This is a genomic window from Microbacterium sp. (genome assembly GCF_041909575.1).
Classification (GTDB): Bacteria; Actinomycetota; Actinomycetes; order Actinomycetales; family Microbacteriaceae; genus Microbacterium.
Genome location: NZ_JAYRDE010000001.1, coordinates 68,457 through 87,048, shown reverse-complemented (window position 1 = coordinate 87,048; position 18,592 = coordinate 68,457). Strand labels below are relative to the sequence as shown.

At 72.0% G+C, this 18,592-nt stretch carries 15 protein-coding genes; 7 read left to right on the top strand and 8 right to left on the bottom strand.

What is annotated here, in order from left to right:
• Positions 1-12: 12 nt before the first annotated feature.
• The gene (locus tag ACE3O1_RS00360; protein WP_374311268.1) at positions 13-780 is read left to right on the top strand and encodes an aquaporin; all 768 of its coding nucleotides are present in this window, start codon (positions 13-15) and stop codon (positions 778-780) included.
• A 9-nt stretch (positions 781-789) separates the two neighbouring features.
• On the opposite strand, the gene ACE3O1_RS00355 is transcribed toward ACE3O1_RS00360, so the two are convergent.
• Positions 790-1,785 carry a stage II sporulation protein M gene (locus ACE3O1_RS00355; RefSeq protein WP_374311266.1) on the bottom strand — a complete coding sequence of 332 codons (996 nt, stop codon included), beginning with the start codon at positions 1,783-1,785 and terminating at the stop codon, positions 790-792.
• 16 nt (positions 1,786-1,801) lie between these two features.
• Between ACE3O1_RS00355 and ACE3O1_RS00350 the strand changes: the two genes are divergently transcribed.
• Positions 1,802-2,647, top strand: coding sequence for an RDD family protein (locus tag ACE3O1_RS00350; protein ID WP_374311264.1), 846 nt, complete (start codon positions 1,802-1,804; stop codon positions 2,645-2,647).
• A gap of 136 nt (positions 2,648-2,783) precedes the next feature.
• Here the strand turns inward: ACE3O1_RS00350 and ahcY are convergent, their stop codons facing one another.
• Entirely contained in the window at positions 2,784-4,265 is a 1,482-nt protein-coding gene (gene ahcY / locus ACE3O1_RS00345) for an adenosylhomocysteinase (RefSeq protein WP_374311262.1), read from the bottom strand.
• 39 nt (positions 4,266-4,304) lie between these two features.
• Positions 4,305-4,511, bottom strand: coding sequence for a DUF3499 family protein (locus ACE3O1_RS00340; protein WP_214465781.1), 207 nt, complete (start codon positions 4,509-4,511; stop codon positions 4,305-4,307).
• A gap of 184 nt (positions 4,512-4,695) precedes the next feature.
• Between ACE3O1_RS00340 and ACE3O1_RS00335 the strand changes: the two genes are divergently transcribed.
• A complete protein-coding gene (locus ACE3O1_RS00335) occupies positions 4,696-5,049 on the top strand; it encodes a metallopeptidase family protein (protein WP_374311259.1) in 354 nt (117 codons plus the stop codon).
• Between the two features lie 81 nt (positions 5,050-5,130).
• Here the strand turns inward: ACE3O1_RS00335 and ACE3O1_RS00330 are convergent, their stop codons facing one another.
• The 4 genes from ACE3O1_RS00330 to manA form a co-directional block, all read right to left on the bottom strand.
• Positions 5,131-6,549, bottom strand: a complete 1,419-nt coding sequence (locus ACE3O1_RS00330; protein ID WP_374311257.1) for a DUF5719 family protein — start codon at positions 6,547-6,549, stop codon at positions 5,131-5,133.
• Complete coding sequence (locus ACE3O1_RS00325; protein ID WP_374311255.1) at positions 6,546-9,398, bottom strand: glycosyltransferase; 2,853 nt, start codon at positions 9,396-9,398, stop codon at positions 6,546-6,548. The genes ACE3O1_RS00330 and ACE3O1_RS00325 overlap by 4 nt, the downstream gene beginning before the upstream one ends.
• Before the next feature lie 91 nt (positions 9,399-9,489).
• Positions 9,490-9,816: a WhiB family transcriptional regulator gene (locus ACE3O1_RS00320; protein ID WP_374311253.1), complete on the bottom strand. Its 327-nt coding sequence runs from the start codon at positions 9,814-9,816 to the stop codon at positions 9,490-9,492.
• Positions 9,817-9,989: 173 nt separating this feature from the next.
• The gene (gene manA / locus ACE3O1_RS00315; protein WP_374311251.1) at positions 9,990-11,162 is read right to left on the bottom strand and encodes a mannose-6-phosphate isomerase, class I; all 1,173 of its coding nucleotides are present in this window, start codon (positions 11,160-11,162) and stop codon (positions 9,990-9,992) included.
• Positions 11,163-11,240: 78 nt separating this feature from the next.
• On the opposite strand from manA, the gene ACE3O1_RS00310 reads away from it, so the two are divergent.
• The 4 genes from ACE3O1_RS00310 to ACE3O1_RS00295 all read left to right on the top strand — a co-directional run bounded on the left by ACE3O1_RS00310 (position 11,241) and on the right by ACE3O1_RS00295 (position 16,939).
• Positions 11,241-12,638, top strand: coding sequence for an O-antigen ligase family protein (locus ACE3O1_RS00310; protein ID WP_374311249.1), 1,398 nt, complete (start codon positions 11,241-11,243; stop codon positions 12,636-12,638).
• Positions 12,635-13,954: an O-antigen ligase family protein gene (locus ACE3O1_RS00305; RefSeq protein ID WP_374311247.1), complete on the top strand. Its 1,320-nt coding sequence runs from the start codon at positions 12,635-12,637 to the stop codon at positions 13,952-13,954. Before ACE3O1_RS00310 ends, ACE3O1_RS00305 begins: the two co-directional genes overlap by 4 nt.
• A 100-nt stretch (positions 13,955-14,054) precedes the next feature.
• The gene (locus tag ACE3O1_RS00300) at positions 14,055-15,965 is read left to right on the top strand and encodes a glycosyltransferase (RefSeq protein ID WP_374311245.1); all 1,911 of its coding nucleotides are present in this window, start codon (positions 14,055-14,057) and stop codon (positions 15,963-15,965) included.
• Positions 15,962-16,939, top strand: coding sequence for a glycosyltransferase (locus ACE3O1_RS00295; RefSeq protein WP_374311243.1), 978 nt, complete (start codon positions 15,962-15,964; stop codon positions 16,937-16,939). The genes ACE3O1_RS00300 and ACE3O1_RS00295 overlap by 4 nt, the downstream gene beginning before the upstream one ends.
• Here the strand turns inward: ACE3O1_RS00295 and ACE3O1_RS00290 are convergent.
• On the bottom strand, positions 16,936-18,522 hold the full coding sequence (locus tag ACE3O1_RS00290; protein WP_374311241.1) for a DUF2142 domain-containing protein: 1,587 nt from the start codon (positions 18,520-18,522) through the stop codon (positions 16,936-16,938). The two genes, ACE3O1_RS00295 and ACE3O1_RS00290, sit on opposite strands and share 4 nt — an antisense overlap.
• Between the last annotated feature and the right edge of the window lie 70 nt (positions 18,523-18,592).

Genomic DNA, 18,592 nt, shown 5'->3' with positions numbered 1-18,592 from the left:
AGAGGAGCCGCCGTGAGCGAGCCCACCACCCCCCGCTCCGCGAGCACGCCGCTCGTCGCGGAGGCCATCGGCACCTTCGTGCTGGTTCTGGCCGTGATCGGCACGGCCCTGTTCGCCGCGGGATACGGCGAAGGAACCGACGAGGCCAACCGAGGGGTCGGGTTCCTCGGCATCGCGCTCGCCGTCGGGCTCGCCCTCGCCGCCGGCATCTACGCCTTCGGCCCGGTCTCGGGCGGGCACTTCAACCCGGCGGTGACGATCGGCCTCGCCGCAGCCGGGCGATTCCCGTGGAACCGCACCGTCGGCTACGTGATCGCGCAGATCGTCGGCGGTGCCATCGCCACCACCCTGATCGTCCTCATCGGCCTGTTCGGCCCCGAGGGATGGCTCTCCTCCGCCCAGGACGGCGGCTTCGCCAGCAACGGCTGGGATGGCCTGTCCCCGGCCGGGTTCGGCATCGGAGGCGCGATCGCCGTGGAGGTCCTCTTCACGGCGGTCTTCGTGCTCGTCATCCTGGGCGCGACGCACCCCACCCGCGGGAATCCCGCCTTCGCGGGTCTCGTCATCGGACTGACGCTGACGCTCATCCACCTCGCGACCATCCCGATCGACAGCACGTCCGTGAATCCCGCCCGGTCGATCGCCACGGCGATCTACGGCGGTCCCGAGGCGATCGCACAGGTCTGGGTGTTCCTGGTGTTCCCCGTGGTCGGCGCGCTCATCGCCGGCTACGCGTATCGCGCGCTGTTCGGCGCGGCAGACGACGCCGCACGCCCCTGAGCCCGGCGGTCACCCCGCGGTGAGCGTGGGCGTGCCCGACTCGTACTCGGTGAGATCGCCGGTCTCGCCGAGGCGATGCGCGCGGCCGCCCACCACGATCATGTAGACCAGGAAGAGCGCCAGGGCGAGGGCACCGATCCCGATCTTGATCGGCCACGGCCACGGCTGGGCGGTGACGAACCCCTCGATGAGGCCTGCGAGCGCGAGCGCGAAGACGAGACCGATCGCCACCGTCGCGAGCGAACGGCCCGCGGCGGCGAGGGCCTCTCCCCGCGTGCGGCGCCCGGGAGCCACCCAGGCCCAGAAGATGCCGAGCCCGGCCGCCGCGGCGACGAACAGGCTGGTCAGTTCCAGCAGGCCGTGCGGGGCGATGTAGAGCAGGAAGACGTCGCCGCGGCCGAACTCGATCATGACGGCCGCCGCCGTGCCGACGCCGACGGCGTTCTGGACCATCACCATGACCGGCCAGAAGCCGGTGATGCCGAACAGGACGCACTGCACGGCGATCCAGGCGTTGTTGAACCACACCGTGCCGGCGAACGCGGCGGGGTGATTCTCGCTGTAGTAGTCCGTGAAATCGTTCTCGGCATACTGCTCCAGCTGCCACCGGCTGCCGAGGGTCGCGACCAGCGCCTCGTCGCCCGACACCCACAGCGCCACCACGGTGCCGACCAGGATGAACCCGGCGGCGATCGCGAGCGTCGGCCAGCGGAGCCGGTACAGGGCCGCGGGCAGCTGCAGGGCGAAGAAGCGCGGCACCTTGCGCAGGACGTTCTCGGGCGCCCCCGTCAGACGCAGGCGCGCCCTCGAGAGCATCGTCGAGACGTGGTCGCCCTGCACGCTGCGCCCGGCCGAGGTCTTCGCATCGGCGAGGTCCGCCGACGCGGCACGGTACCGGTCGACGAGCTCGTCGACCTCGGCGCCCGTGAGCCGGCGGCGGCGACTGAGCTCATCGAGGCGGGCCCACTCGCCGCGGCGGGCGGCGGTGAGGGCGTCGAGGTCCATGTGCTTCACTGTACCCATGCCGGACGGCCGCGCCTCGATCATCGACCTCCACCAGGACGAGGTGCTCACCGGTGAGGCGGTCGCCCTCGACGTGCAGCCCATCGGCTACTTCCTGCGGGCCCTGGGCGTGCTGATCGACATGCTGATCGGCGTGATCCTGCTGATCCTCTTCGTGCTGCTGACGACGTGGCTGCTGAGCATCGGCGCCCTCGACGAGTCGACGCTGACGATCGCCACGGTCGCCGTCCTGGTGCTCGTGCTCGTCGCCCTGCCCACTGTGGTCGAGACGACGAGCCGCGGGCGGAGCCTCGGCAAGCTCGCCGTCGGAGGCAGGATCGTGCGCGCCGACGGCGGCGCCGCCGGATTCCGCCACGCCTTCATCCGCGCACTGGTCGGGGTGTTCGAGCTGTGGTTCACGCTCGGGGCCGTGGCGGCGCTCGTCGGCGCCTTCACCCCGCGGTCCCAGCGCCTCGGCGACCTCCTGGCCGGCACGTACTCGGAGCGCACCCGGACCCCTCGGCTGCCGGACGCGGAGTTCGGCATCCCGCCTCAGCTCGTGGAGTGGGCCGCGGTGGCCGACGTCGGACGCCTGCCCGAGCGTCTGTCCCGCCGCCTGGCGCAGTTCGCCGTCGCGGCGCGCAACATGGAGCCGGCCGCGCGAGCGCGGGTTGCGGCATCCCTCGCCCGCGAAGCGTCCGAGCACGTCTCACCGGTGCCCGCTGTCGACCCCGAGACGCTCATCATCGGCGTCGTCGCGCTGCGGCGCCACCGGGACCTGCGCGCGCTGCAGCTCGAGGCCGCGCGCGTCGGCGCGCTCACCTCGGCGGCGCCGGCCGCGCCCCGCGGATTCCCCGAGCGCTGAGCCCCCTTCCCCCCCACCTGGGCTCCACCGCGCCGAATCCCGGGTTCCACCGCGCCGAATCGCGGCAAAAGGCGACACCGAGCCGCACTTTGGCGCGGCGGAACGGGGCAGGAGAAGGGGGCGAGCGGGAGGGGGCTCAGTAGCGGTAGTGGTCCAGCTTGTAGGGGCCGTCCACCGGGACGCCGATGTAGGCGGCCTGCTCGGGGGTGAGCGTGGTCAGCTCGACCCCCAGCGCGGCGAGGTGCAGGCGCGCGACCTTCTCGTCCAGCGACTTCGGCAGCGTGTACACGCCGACGGGGTAGTCCTCGCGCTTGGTGTAGAGCTCGAGCTGCGCGAGCACCTGGTTCGTGAAGGAGGCGCTCATCACGAACGACGGATGCCCCGTCGCATTGCCGAGGTTCATCAGGCGTCCCTCGCTCAGGACCAGCACGCTGCGACCGGTGGGCAGGCGCCACTCGTGCACCTGCGGCTTGATCTCGATGCGCTCTGCGCCGGGGATGGCGGCGAGTCCGGCCATGTCGATCTCGTCGTCGAAATGGCCGACGTTCGCGACGATCGCGAGGTGCTTGAGGGCGAGGAGGTGCTCGGGCGTCACCACGCGGGTGTTGCCGGTGCCCGTGACGACGATGTCGACCTGGTCGATCACCGACTCCAGGCGTGCGACCTGGAATCCGTCCATCGCGGCCTGCAGGGCGCAGATCGGATCCACCTCGCCGACGATCACGCGCGCACCCTGGCCGCGCAGCGCTTCGGCCGAGCCCTTGCCGACGTCGCCGTAGCCGGCGACGAAGGCGACCTTGCCGCCGATGAGCACGTCGGTGGCGCGGTTGAGCCCGTCGGGCAGCGAGTGACGGATGCCGTAGGTGTTGTCGAACTTCGACTTGGTGACGGAGTCGTTGACGTTAATCGCGGGGAAGAGCAGGCGACCGGATGCCGCGAGCTCGTACAGGCGGTGGACGCCGGTCGTCGTCTCCTCCGTCACCCCGATGAGCCCCTCGGCCATGCGGGTGAAGCGCCGGGGGTCGCGCGCGAGGCTCGCACGCAAGGTCTCCAGGACGATTCGGTACTCGGCGGAATCGGAGGGCGCGGCATCCGGAACCGCCCCCGCCGCCTCGAACTCGACGCCCTTGTGGACCAGCAGTGTCGCGTCGCCGCCGTCGTCGAGGATGAGGTTGGGTCCGTCGGCGCCGGCGCCCTCGGCCGACCAGTCGAAGATGCGGTCGGCGAGTCGCCAGTACTCCTCGAGGGTCTCGCCCTTCCATGCGAAGACCGGCACTCCGGCGGGGGCGTCCACCGTGCCGGCGGGACCGACGACGACGGCGGCGGCCGCCTCGTCCTGAGTCGAGAAGATGTTGCAGCTCGCCCAGCGCACCTGCGCGCCGAGCGCGACGAGAGTCTCGATGAGCACGGCGGTCTGCACGGTCATGTGGAGCGAGCCTGCGATGCGAGCGCCTCGCAGGGGCTGCAGCGGGCCGAACTCCTCGCGCAGGGCCATGAGGCCCGGCATCTCGTTCTCGGCAAGACGCAGCTGGTGGCGACCGGCTTCGGCGAGGGAGAGGTCGGCGACCTCGAACTCGAGCGTGCGGACGGCGGCGGCAGCGGGCGATTCGGTCGGCATCCGCCCATTCTCGCACCCGCCGGGTGCGTGGCGCCGTGGCTAGACGCGCAGCGTCTCGTGCCGCACGACGACCCAGCCTTTCGGCACCGACAGGCGGTCCGTGTGGATGGCGCACAGGTCGTGCGCGTGCGGGTCGCCCCCACCGCCGAGCGGACCCAGCGCGGCCATCTGATCGCCGTAGTCGTAGGTCAGCGTCGTCACAGCCTCGCGGGCGCATCCCACCTTGGAGCAGAGTCTCTCGCGCATCGGGTCGACACTATCCGCCGCGCGGGAGTGAGGGCGGATGCCGCGCCCGCCGCCTCCGATTCGGCTCGGGGCGCCGCGCCGCGCCTAGGATGTCAGCATGGCGTGGCGGCGGACCCGGAGCACGGACATCCCGTCCGTGAGGCGCTCGCGGCACGGCCGGCACGGGCGCGAGGACCGCAGCCCCGTGGTGCGGCCTCCACTCCCGCCGCTCGACACGCGCATCGACCGCTTCGACCTCGCCGTGGGCACCGCCGCGGAGTTCCTGCGGTCGGCGTGGCCGGAGCTCCGCGACGTGAGCTTCGAGATCGCCGACATGCCGCCGGCGACCGACGAGGACGGCATCCCGCGCTGGACGGCTCTGCGCGATGCGAAACGCATCATCGTCTACCGCCTGCCCATCGAGCGGCTCAGCCACCTGCACCGCAACGACGATCTGCACCGCCGCATGATGATCGAGAGCTGCGTGTTCCGCGCCGCGGCCGAGTACCTCGATCGCGATCCGTGGGATCTCGGCCCGGAGCGCTTCCGCTTCTTTTGACGCACGGCGGGTCGAGGTTGAGCAGCCGCCGCAGGCGGCGTATCGAACCTCCGTCCCGCCCCCCGCGCGTCGCGAGCCCGGCTAGGGGTAGACGACGATCTCGGGGGCCGCGGCATCCGCGGGCCACACCGGCATGCCCGCCAGCGCGCCGTCTCCGGTCAGCGAGAGCCCGGCGCGGATCGCCCCGTCACCGGGATCGAGCACGTAGACCGTGCGCGACGCGAGCCGCGCCGTCATGCTGCCGCCGGCGGGGACCGAGACCTCGAGGCGGTACGAGCCGTCCGCGGAGCTCACGATCACATCGACCGGGACCTCCTCGGGATTGACCAGGGTCAGCGCCGGGGCCGGGCCGCCCGGGGCGGCGAAGAGGCTGGGGACCGACACCACCGGCGACGGCGTGTACCACGCGAAGTCGTCCCCCGCTCCGAAGCCGGTGGCCTGCCAGACGGCGGCGACCAGAGGCTCCGCTGCGTCGACCCGCACGGTGTAGGAACCCACGGGCAGACCTCCGAGGTCGACCTCGATCGGCTGCCCGGCGGTCAGCGAGACCTCCTCGGGCTCGAGCGCGGGAACGTCTTGACCGACCGGGGTCACGACGACCGATGCGGTCGTGTCGGCCGACGGCGCCAGCATCCGCAGGAGCGTCGCGACATCCGACGCACCGGCCGTGCCGGGGGTGCGCGTCACCGCGACGCCGGTGATCAGCTGCGTCGTGAGCGGCTCGGAGACGGGACCGACCTGGTCGACGCCGCCCGGCGTGAGCGTGCGGGTGATGCTCGCCTGGAGCGACGCGTGCACGGGTGCGCCGACGGCCGAGACGCGCACCACCGGGCTCGCCTCGCCCAGCAGCAGGCCGGCGAGGGGGATCACGCGCTGCGTTCCGGGCGCGACGATGACGTCGGTCCCTCCGGGCGGAGTCTGCGCCCCCGCCGCGCCGAAGACCGTCAGCTGGACGGTCGCGGGGACCACGCCGGGATTGGACAGGAGCACGAGGTCGGCGGCGCCCGTCTCGCCCGATCCGCCCACGAGCCACGACTCCAGGAGCGGCGGACGGCACGCGGATGCCGCGAACCCGGCCAGATCCTCGGCGAAGACGGTGGCCGAACCCGCTGCGGCGACGTCGACGCGCGTGCGATCGGTGGGCTGGGCCGTGAAGACCAGCGGTCCCACCCCGGTCTCCTGGCCCGCCGGGGCGAGGACCTGCTCCTGCGGCGGTGGCGCACCCTCGCTCGCCCCGCTCGTCACCTGCTGCGCGGCCGCCGCCGAGACCGCGTCGGCCTGGGCGACGTCCCGTCCGACGGACAGGAGCGGCCCGTCGCACGCGACCACCGAGGCCGCCGGGGCGGGCACCACCGAGAGCGCGGCGGGCTCCTCGGCCACGGTGGGCCATGGCAGGGTCACCGCCGTCACCGCTGCGACGACCGCCGCCACCGACACCAGGGTGCCGGCCAGCATGCGGGTGCTGGTGGTCGCCCAGCGGAACACGCGTCGATCGCTCATCGCCCCTCCTGCCAATGCGGTCCCACCACGCGCGGGGTCTGGCGCGCCTCGCGGCGTGAGGCGGCGGTGGGGAGGGCGAGCAGAAGAGCCGCTGCCAGCACGGCCGCCTGCGTCGCCGCGATGAGCGCGGCCGTCGCGTGGACGGATGCCGCGACCCGCGGCCGGTCGGCGACGTCGGCGGTCACGCGCCACAGCGAGCCCTTCGTGGTCTCCCCCACCGCATCGAGGGTGTCGCGCTGATCCAGTGACGTGGTCGCCGACAGCCGCATGGTGCGTGCCGTGTCGGACTCGGGCGCGCTCGCCGGCGCGACCAGCACGAAGGCGATCCCGCGGGCCGCCAGATCCGCCACGACGTTCTCGGCGGAGGACGTGACGAGGTCGGCGGCGAGTTCGGCCAGCTCGACGTCGAGCGCATCCGGCTCCGTGCGGGTCGACAGCAGCGTCGTCTGGCCGCCGATGGTCTCGCTGCCGCCCCACACGACCTCGGCCGCCACTCCGCCGGCGTTCTGAGGCGTGAGCACGATCGTGCCGACATCCGGATCGTCGTTGCCCTCGGCGGCGACGTACGCGGGAAGCGTCGACTGCGGCCCGTTGGTCAGGAGTGCGGTGCTGCGCGCCATCGCGGTGAGCGACGGGAATGCGAGCACGGCGATCCCGATCACCGCCACCGTCGTCGCGAGCCCGCGGACGAGGCGGAGGCGCGGGGCGAGCCCGGCGTCCAGGGCGACGGCGGCGGCGCCGATCGCGCCGAGCCATGCGAGGCTCAGACCGGCGCCGGGCCAGATCGCCACCGGAAGGGACTGTTCGAACGACACCGAGATCCCGACCGCGGCGAATGCGGTGCCGAGCCCCAGGGCGGTCAGGGCCAGCAGTGTGATCCCTGCGGCCCAGCGCTGGGTCAGCGGCGCGACCAGCGCGAGCAGTGCGACCGGGGCGACCAGCAGCGGCACCCACCACGTCGGCCCGTCGGGCAGAAGCGTCGTCCACCCCGCGAGATCGGGGGTGGGGATGCCGGCCGCGAGCAGCGCACGGCCGGCCGCGTCGGCCGCGACCTGCGGACCCGCCCACGGCACGCCCGGGTCCGCCAGGAGTCCCCACGCCTGGCCGCGGCGCACCGCGCTCCACACCAGCGGAGCGCAGAGCACCAGGCTCGGGACGACGACCCAGATCAGCCGGGCGACGCCACGACCGGCGCGCACGACGACGGCGATCACGATGACCCCCGCCCACGCGACCACGAGCGCGGGCGCGAGCGACGGCGCGGCGGCGACCACCGCGGCCAGGAGCACGGATGCCGCACCCGCACCCGCCCAGGATCGGTGCGCGACGGAACCGGCGAGCAGGAGCCACGGGAGCAGCAGGTGGGCGACCACGGCGGCCGGGCGACCCTGCGTGAGCGCGGCGAGGAAGGAGGGCGACAGCGCCCACAGCAGGCCCACGGCGAGCCTGAGCAGCGAGCGATCGGTGACGCGGGTGGCGGCGAACCACCCGCCGAGAGCGGCGAGGGGAAGCGCGAGGATCCAGAGCACGACGACGGCGCGGGACGGCTCCCACGCCGACAGCGAGCCGAGGACGGCGATCACGGCCGCGAACGGGTCGGCCGGACCTATCGTGTCCAGGCCGAGAGCGCGCTGGCCGAAGGCGGCGTCCGTCCACAGCTGGGCGAGCGTCGTCCGCAGCGGCTGCAGGGCGCCGCCGCCGAGGGTGGGCCACGCCAGGAGCGCCGGGAACGCGGCGACCGAGACCACGAGGGTGCCGAGGACGAGCCACGCGCCACCGCCGGAGAAGAACCGCAGTTCGGATCGGCGGGGCGCGCCGGCGATCGGCTCGACCGCATCGTCGCCGAACTGCTCGCGCAGCTCCGCGCGGGAGAGGCGCAGCGGAGCGAGCTGCGCCCATGCCGAGCGCTTGGGGCGGCCGAGCCGCTTGCGACTGCGTGCCACCGAGACCGGGCGCACGATCGCGACGGCGGCGGCGCCCCATTCGGGCAGGATGCTGCCGGGCTCCTTGCGGACCAGGTCGACGACCGTCCGCCAGAGGGCGAGGGGGAGGATCGTGAGCCAGTGCAGCGGCACGGCGAGGGCCGGCGCGTAGACGAGGCGGCGGTGCAGCTGCGCGAGCCGGGACGCGAAGTCCCGCCGGCGGCGGCGCTGCGGGCTGAGCGGGGCGGGAGGGCCGGCGACACCGTCGCCCGCCGTCGCGATGATCGCCCCCGGCGCCAGGGCGACGCGCGCCCCCGCGAGGCGGGCGCGTACGCCGAGATCGAGGCCCTCATCGGCGCCGTGGAGCGCGCCGTCGAGGCCGCCGAGGGCATGCCACGCCTCGGTGCGCACCAGGAGCCCGCGGACGTCGGCGCCCAACACATCCGACCGCGCGTCGTGCTGGCCCTGGTCGAGCTCGCCGTCCGCGAGCCCGACGGCCCGGCCGAACCGCGTCATGCCGACGCCGAGGGACACGATCTCCGACCGGTCGTCCCAGCGCACGAGCTTGGGGGCGGCGAAGGCGGCCGACGGCGAGAGCTCGAGCGCACCGGCGAGCCGGGCGAGCGCCTCGCGCTCGGGAGCCGTGTCCTGCGCGAGGAGCCACACCGCGTCGCCGTCGAGCCGCGGCGTGATCAGGGCCGTCGCTGCGGCGTAGCCCGTGGATGCCGGTGCTGTGACGACCGACTCCGCCGAGGAAGACCGGGCGACGTCCTCGAGGATGTCGTCTCCGCCGCACAGGACGATGGTCAGCACGTCGACGGGCCTGCTCTGCTCGCCCAGCGCGGCCAGGGTGCGTCGCAGGTGGTACGCGGCGGGCGTGCGGCCATCGGGACGCACGACGAGGATGGCGTGTACTCGGGCGGGCATGACGTGGTCAGCCTAGGCGGCAACGGCACGACCGGCAGTCGTACGCGCCGCGCGCGGCGGATCGGCCGAGAAAAGTCGGGCTGCCGGCGGTTCAGCCCGCGCGGCGCTTGAGCTTGCGGCGCTCGCGCTCGCTGAGCCCGCCCCAGATGCCGAAGCGCTCATCGTTCTGCAGCGCGTACTCGAGGCACTCGCCGCGGACGTCGCACGAACCGCACACGCGCTTGGCGTCGCGGGTCGAGCCGCCCTTCTCGGGGAAGAACGCCTCGGGATCGGTCTGCGAGCAGAGCGCGTCCGTCTGCCAGGACAGCGGATTGTCGTCCTCGCCCTCGACCGGCCGGCGGACGCCCGGCACACCGAGCTGCACCGGATCGACGAACCAATTGTCGGGAACGCCGGAACGGTAGTGCGATGCCGTCATCTCGATCTCCCCCCGCGGATCCCCCGCCACGCGGTCTGCGTGTTGCAGCTAATTACACCGGTGTAGTTCCCCGAGGTCAAGTCGCAGATACTAAAGGCTCAACTCGCTCTTGAACCTTCGCGACTCGCCGCCGTGGATCGCCGAGTGGTAACGGTCCGATGAGAAGTGTTTCATCAAGCCGGCAGGGTGGGTGTCCGCCCGGGCGTTGCGACGAACACCTCGCCTTCGCCGGACAGCGCGAGGCGCGATTCGTCAGGCGTGGCCAGCACAGCCTGACCGGGTGCGAGCCGAACGGGCGGCGTCTCCGCACCGGCGGAGACCGACACGGTGCCGGCTGTGGCCAGGAGGATCGTCGGGCCCGCGGGGGCGAGCACCACGTCGCGGCCTGGCACCACACTGACGCGGTCGAGCGCGAAGTCCGCGATGGGAACGTCGTAGCGCTCGATCCCCTCCATCACCCGCCGGGGCCGGATCGTCGGCGGGATGCCGGGAGCATCGTCGAGGACGGCGAGCAGTTCGGGCGCGTCGATGTGCTTCGGCGTGAGTCCGCCGCGCAGGACGTTGTCGCTGGCGGCCATCAGCTCGACGCCCAGCCCCTCGAGGTAGGCGTGGAGGACGCCGGCCGGCACGAACAGCCCCTCGCCGCGGCGGAGCGTGACGAGGTTCATCAGGAGCGCGAGGACGATGCCGGGATCGCCGGGAAATCCCTCCTGGAGGGTGCGGGCGACGTCGAGCTCGGCGGCGAACTCCTCCGATCGCGCCGCCACCGCCGCCGCGATCACCTGCTCGACGTCGCCGCGTGCGGCGGGCGAGAGCACCCAGCCGAGCACGTCGCGGAGCGAGGCATCCGGCTGCGCCAGGCGATCGGCGAGCGGGCTGCCGCCTGCGCCGAGGGCTGCCGCGAGGCGGCGGCTGGCGTCGAGGGCGCGCAGGCCGGCGAGGGCGCGGAACTCGTCGCTCAGCGCGACGATCAGCTCGGGCTTGTGATTGTCGTCGCGGTACGTGCGCGCGGCGGAGTCGCGGGACAGACCCGCGGACTCCTCCCGAGCAAAACCCTCCTCCGCCTGTCGCTTGGAGGGATGCGCCTGGATGGAGAGAGCGGATGCCGCGGCCAGCAGCTTCAGGAGGTACGGCATGGGTCGCGGGACGGCGAGCGCGGTCCCCTCGTCGGCGAGCCACGCGTCCAGCGTGCGGCCGTCGGGCGTGACAGACGGATCCTGCGGATGATCGCCGAACCACACCTCGGCCTCGGGACGACCCGATGGCGCGCGGCCTTCGAGGCCGGCGATGAGGGTCGTCGACCCCCATGCGTACTCCCGGGGTTCGTTCGCGATCGGCACGAGCATGCCACCAGCGTACGGGTGCGTCCGCCGCGGCCCCGCGTCGAGCGGAACCCGCAGGATCTCGGGGGTACCCTGTGAGCGATGGCCGTCCATTCGAAGCACCCGGCGGCGGCGCCGCCCGCGCCCCCGGTCCGTGAGAAGACGGGCCACCTCATGCTGCGCGGCTGGTGCATCTTCGTCATGTTCATGTCGCTGTCGGGCACGGCGTGGGTGCACGCCTTCGGCGCGCTCACCGCCGCCGTGGTGACGATCGGCGGCGGCATCCTGTCGGTCGTGCTGTGGATCGTGATCCGGCCCCCGGTGCAGTGGCGGCGCCTGCCTTGGTTCGTGGTGGCCTTCGTCGCGCTGGCGACGCTCTCGCTGCTGTGGTCGGCCTGGCCGCAGACGACCGCGCTGACCCTCCTGCTGCTGTGGATCACGACGATCCAGGCCCTCTTCATCGGCAGTGTGCTGACGTGGCGCGAACTCGTGCGCGCCGCGGCATCCGCCCTGAAATGGGTCATGGGGCTCTCGATCCTGTTCGAGCTGGCGGTGTCGCTCTTCGTGCAGGCGCCGCTCCTCCCCGGATTCGAGGTCGCCACGGCCGACGACCCCATCGAGTACTGGTCGCGGAACAACCTCTTCGACGGCGGGCGCCTGCAGGGCATCATGGGCAACGCCAACCTGCTCGCACCGGCCGCCCTCCTCGCGATCATCGTGTTCGGCATCCGGATCGCGCTGCGCGCCCCGCGGCGCGGACTGCTGTGGGCGTGGATCGCCCTGTCGGCGTACCTCTTCTATCGGGCGTCGTCGGCGACCGCCTACGTGGCGGCCGCCGGAGTCCTGATCGTCCTGGCGACCGTGCTGCTCATGCGCCGGGCGCGGCGCCCCCACGAGCGCACCAAGTACTACGTCGCCTACGCCCTCGTCGGGCTCGGGGGCCTCGCCGCGCTGTACTTCCTGCGCGACGCGATCTTCACCGCGCTCGGGCGCAGTGCCGACCTGACCGGCCGCGAGGCGATCTGGGATGCCGTCCTCGCCCGCGCCGCGGAGCGCCCGTGGTTCGGGTGGGGATACGCCACACCGTGGGCGCCCTGGGATCCGGCGTTCGACGGGTGGATCGTCGACCACGGCCAGACGGTGCTCCAGGCCCACAACATGTGGGTCGACATCCGCATGCAGCTCGGGATCGTCGGCGTGGTCATCACGGCGATGGTGTACCTCGCCTTCGTCTGGCGGTCGTGGTTCTTCGCCGTCGACCGGCCGCGCTGGGACCTGCGCGACGATCGCCCCTACTCCCCCATCACCCTCCTGCCGACCCTGGTGGGCGCGATCGTGCTGGTGCAGGGGCTCGCGGAGTCCAGCCCGCTGCTGCTGTGGGGCTGGCTGTTCGTCGTCATGCTCGGCGCGAAGATCAAGCAGTCCCCGCACGTCGGCGTCGGCCCGGCCGAGCAGAGCCTGGCCATCGAGCGCGGCGAGCCCACGAAGCAGGCGCCGTGACGCCCGCCCAGGCGCCGCCGTCGCACGGGTGGTTCTCCGCGCTCCTCCAGTCGGCCGACTTCGCGCGCGCCTACACCGTCGCCGTCCTGGGCGCCGTGTTCGCGTCATTCGCGATCGAGCGTCTCGCCGGCCGCGTGACGTACGTCTCGATCATCGTCGGCCTGTGCGTGCTCGGCGTCGCGGTGCTGGTCGCACGACGCCAGGAGATCTCCCTCCTGCGACTCGTCCCGACCACCCTGGTGCTGTTCCTCGGATGGGCGCTGGCCAGCGTCTTCTGGAGCTCGGATGCCGCGACCTCATTCTGGAGCTGGGTCACGACCCTCGCCCTCGCCTTCCTGGCGGTGGTGATCGGCCACGTCAGGGACACGCTGCAGACCGCCCGCGCGCTGGGCGACGTGCTGCGCGCGCTGCTCGCGGTGTCCCTCGCGATCGAAGTGCTCTCCGGCATCCTCCTGGACGTGCCCTTCGCGTTCCTCGGCGTGCAGGGCAACCTCGCGGAGCTCGGGCCGGTGCAGGGCATCTTCGGCACCCGCAACATGCTCGGCTTCGTCGCGGTGCTCGCACTCATCACCTTCCTCATCGAGTACCGGACGCAGTCCGTGCGCCCCGGCGTCTCGTTCGCGTCGGTGGTCCTCGCCGGCGGGCTGGCCGCGCTCAGCGATTCTCCGACCGTCCTCGTGCTGGCCGTCGGGGTGGGCCTCGCGGTGGGCGCGCTGGCGCTGGTGCGGCACACCCGGCCGGAGCATCGGGGCGCGCTGCAGCTCGGCCTCGGGACGCTGGTCGTCGTCGGCGTGATCGCGGGCTATCTCGCGCGGCATCCGATCATCGCGTGGATCGGGGCCGGCACCGATTTCTCGATGCGCGTCGATCTGTGGAACGTCATGGTCGACTGGGTGCGGTTCGAGCCGGTGCTCGGCTGGGGATGGTTCGGCGCGTGGAGCACGCGCGAGTACCCGTTCAGCTACATCAACTACGTCCTGGATGCCTCGCACGCGACCGGGCTCAACGCCTATTTCGACGTGCTGCTCCAGCTCGGCTGGGTGGGTCTGAGCCTGCTCGTCGCGCTGGCGGCGATCGCCCTGGTGCGCGGCTGGCTCGCGGCGAGCGAACGGCGATCGGTCGTGTACGCCTGGACGCCGCTCATCCTCGTCGCGCTGCTCATCGACTCGGTGTTCGAGAGCTTCACGCTTGTCGGGATCGGCTGGATGATGCTGGTGCTGTGCGCCGTGCGCGCGGGCCAGTCACGATCGTGGCGCGAGCGGATCGACGCGCCGGGCACCGAGGGCGGACTGCCGCACGACGCGGCCGGGGCCTGAGTCGCGCACGCGACGCTCAGGAAAGCGCACGAATCAGCACGGTAGGCTTCTCTCTCGGCCCGACGTCTCGGCCCCTGTCAGTCCACCGGAGATATCCCCCGTGCCCCACGTCCTCCAGAACGTCGTCTTCCCCGCGGACCGCGATCCCGATCTGCTGCCGCTGTATGTGGACCCCGAGACCTGGTCGCTGATCGGCCACGAGCCGGTGCGCGTCTCGAATCGGGCTCAGCTCGGCAACATCCTCGACCGCCGCTCCGCACGCATCGTCGCGGGCCGTCGCGTGTCCTTCGGCACCTACTTCAACGCCTTCCCCGCCTCGTACTGGCAGCACTGGACCGCCGTGCGCGACGTGACGCTCACCGTCCGCACGGCCGGTCCCGCCACGATCCTCGTCTACCGCTCGAACGGAGACGGCGTGCGCCAGCGGCTCGAGACCCGGGAGGTGGAGGGGAACACCACCTCGACCTTCGACCTCGTCCTCGACCGCTACAACGACGGCGGCTTCATCTGGTTCGACATCGTCGCCGATGAGAAGACGGCCGTGTTCGAGGGCGCGCAGTGGTCGACGCCCCAGGAGCCCGTGCGCACCGGCAAGGCGTCGATCGGCATCACGACCTTCAACAAGCCCGACTACTGCGTCGAGACCCTCCAGAGCCTCGCCGAGTCCCCGGACGTGCTCGAGGTCGTCGACCGGATCTTCCTCGTGGACCAGGGCACGCAGCGCGTCGAGGCCCAGGACGGGTTCGGCGGGGTCGCCGAGGCACTCGGAGAGACGCTGCAGGTCATCACCCAGCCCAATCTCGGCGGATCCGGCGGGTTCTCGCGCGCCATGAGCGAGACGCTCGCGCGCCCGGAGAGCGACTTCGTCCAGCTCCTCGACGACGACGTGCGGGTGGAGCCGGAATCGATCCGGCGCTCGGTCGTGTTCGGCCGGTACGCGACCACGCCGACGATCGTCGGCGCCCACATGTTCGATCTGCTCGACCGGCCGAAGCTCCACGCCTGGGCCGAGGTCGTGGACGAGGCGCCCTTCATGTGGCGCGCGCTCTACCAGGAGAAGCTCCCCCACGACTTCAGCGTGGCCAACCTCCGCCAGTCGCCCCTGCTGCACATGCGGCTGGACGCCGACTACAACGGCTGGTGGATGTGCCTCATCCCCGTCTCGATCATCCGCGAGATCGGCCTGGCCCTGCCGGCCTTCATCAAGTGGGACGACGCCGAGTACTGCCTGCGCGCGCGCGACGCCGGCTACCCGACCGTCTCGATGCCCGGGGTCGCCCTGTGGCACGTGTCCTGGGTGGGCAAGGACGACACGATCGACTGGCAGGCCTACTTCCACGCACGCAACCGCATCGTGGCAGGGCTCCTCCACTCCCACGCGCCCCGCGGCGGCACGCTCCCCCGGCACAGCCGTCGGGTGGATCTCAAGCACCTCATGATGATGCAGTACTACCCAGTGGCCCTGCGCCACCAGGCGCTGCGCGACATCCTGTCCGGACCGCGGCACATGCCCGCCAACATCGCCACCGCCATGCCGGCGGCCCGCGAGATCGCGAAGCAGTTCCCCGAGACGGTCGTCCACCGCGACTCCGGGGTGCCGATGCGGTCGCGCCGCGGACGGGTGGTGTTCGCCCACCGACGCGCGAACGACCTCGACAACCCCACGGGGCTGCGGCTGCGGTGGTTCACGGCATCGACGCTGGTCTCGCACTGGTTCCACTCGCCGCGTCCCGAGAACGTGACGCACCCCGAGGTGGAGTTCGGCAAGGGCGACGCCTACTGGTGGCGGCTTCCCGTCTACGACAGCGCCCTCGTGAGCGCCGCGGACGGGTCGGGGAAGAACATCTACACCCGCGATCGCGGGAAGTTCCGCCGGATGGTGCTCGACAGCATCCGCCTCCATCGCCGCCTGCGACGTGAATGGCCTCGCCTGTCGCGCGAGTACCGGTCCGCGCTGGGCGATCTCACGTCGCTGCCGTCGTGGCAGCGCATCTTCGAGGGGAACTCGTGAGCACTGCGCCCGCCGCCGCATTCGACCCGGCGTCGGCGACCATCGCCGTCGTCACCTACAACCGGTCGGGCCTGCTGACGAGGCTCCTGACGAGCATCGCGGCGATGGATCCGAAGCCGGGCCACGTCGTGATCGTCGACAACGCGTCGACGGACGACACCACCGAGCTCGTCGAGTCGTTCCGCGAACGCTTGGGCACCACGCTGGTGTACCGCCGGATGGAGACCAACACGGGCGGCTCGGGCGGCTTCAGCGAGGGCATGCGCGTCGCCTACGAGCTGGGCTCGGAGTGGATCTGGCTCATGGACGACGACGTGGAGGTGCTCCCTGAGGGCCTCGCGAAGATGGGCAAGTGGGCGCCCCGCTTCAAGAGCATCCAGGGCCGGCGCTACGACTACGACGGCAGCGAGTTCTACTGGCAGTACCGTGTCGCCGAGCCGCTCGCTATCCCCATTCCGTTCGCACCCGCGGGGTTCGACGCGTCGGGCTACCGTCCGATGAACTCCGGATGCTTCGAGGGCATGTTCATCCATCGGGACGTCGTCGCCGAGATCGGCCTGCCCGATCCCCGCTTCTTCATCTACTGGGACGATCAGACCTACGGCTGGCTCGCATCGCGCAAGACCGCCTCCGTCATCGTCGACGAGTTCGTCCTCCGGCGCACCCGTGAGATCAAGCAGTGGGACATGGGCGTCCGGCACATGAACGCCTCGAGCAACGCCTACCGGTTCTACATCATGCGCAACCGCGCCCACATCAAGCAGTACTACCGCGCGCTGGGCGTGTACCGACGGGTGCCGTTCGCGCTGGGCACGGCGCTCACCTTCGGCAAGGAGCTCATCCGCCTGCTGTTCGTGGAGCACACCGTGCGGGGCACGTCGCACCTCTTCCGCGGGCTTCGCGAGGGCAGGAAGATCGCGAAGGATGCCTCGTGGCGGCCGATGCCGCCGTTGGAGGCCGTCCGCCGGTCCTAAGGCGCGGCAGGGTCGGACGGGGCCTCGGCGGGCGCACTCTCCGATGCCGGAAGCGGGCGGCCGATGAAGCCCCAGGCGAGGATCAGGCCGGTCACGCCCGCGGCAGCAGCGATGACGGCGGCCGCGATGATCGACGCCGCCCCGCCGGGCACAGCGCCGACCCAGTGGAGGATGCCGCCGACGGTCACCCGGTAGGTGCTGCCCTCGTAGAGGCCGATGTACGCACGGAAGAGGCCGTACACGGCGAGTCCGGCGAAGACGCCGAGCAGGGCCAGCCCCACGCGCACGCGATGCTCGGCCGCAATGAATCTCTGCCACGCGATCGCGCTCACGGCGACGAGCACGACGATGGCGACGAAGAAGTAGCGCCCCTGCATGCCGGTGGCCTGCTGCGTCCGGAGGTAGTGACGCCAGGTGTTCGCGAACAGCATGACCAGGAGCAGGGCCGGCAGTGCCGTGAGGACGATCGCCTGGAGACGCGTCGCACCGCGACGGAAGCCGTACAGCGCGACGACCAGCAGGGCGCCGACCGTCAGCACATCGGTCAGCAGCTGTGGCAGCGGGAACTCGAGCCAGCCGAAGTTGCCCCAGAAGCTGACCGAGGCCCGCGACCACAGGCGATCCAGAAACTCGATCGCGTTGGGCTGGGTGCCCGGCTCCCACGGCACCGTCTCCCTGACGTGGACGAGTCCGGATGGCTGAAGGTCTCCGAACCGGAGGATATTGCGCAGCCACCACCACCCGCCGACGGCGAACGCGGTGAGCAGCGCGATCCCCGCGCGCACCAGACGGCGCCCCACCGGGGTCCGCCGCGGCCAGATCAGCAGCACCGCGGCGACGAAGGGGATGAACGGCAGCGCCGTCCCCTTGACGAGCAGCGCGAGGCCCAGCGCGACTCCGATCGCGACGAGCGTGCGTCGCCGGTGATCGCCCGTCATCACCCGGATGGCGAGCCAGACGACGACGGAGCAGAGCAGGACGGTGAGCCCGTCGTTCGACACCGCGGCGAAGATGTGCGCGAGCTGCGGGACGGCGAGGATGCTCGCGGCGGCCAGGACGGCGGCCTTGGGTGAGCGGGTGAGCCGTCGCACCGAGTCCCACAGCAGCAGCGTCAACGGGATGGCGAAGACGAGCCCGGCGAGACGGAGCGCGATGAGCGCCACATCGGCGCGGAGGTCCATGAAGCCGATCGACTGGAGCACGAGCGCACCGAACGCGTAGTAGAGCGGAGGATGCTGGGTCATCTGGTCCACGCCCCCGGGGCCGTCGACGCGCTCGGCGAGTTCCGCGAACGTGGACCGATCGCCGGCTGGCTTCGAGGCCTCGTCGCGCGCCGCGGCGACCATCCCGTACATCCTCGCGTCGCCCGGGGCGGGCCAGGCGATCTCCTGGGTCAGTCGCACGGCGCTGTTCATGTGCGCGTGCTCGTCCGGTGCGCCGTAGATCGGAACCAGGAACGCCCACAGCACCATCACCCCGAGGACGCTCGCAGTGATGGCCGCGAGCACGCGTCGCTCAGGGCGGCTGACAGGCGGGTGGGCTCGCGCCGCCGAACCGACGTCGTCAAGGACAGGGGCGGCCACGAGGCTCCTCTCACACGGTCGATCGATTCTAAGCGAGCGCGCACGCACTCCCGCGCCATGGTCGGTAGCA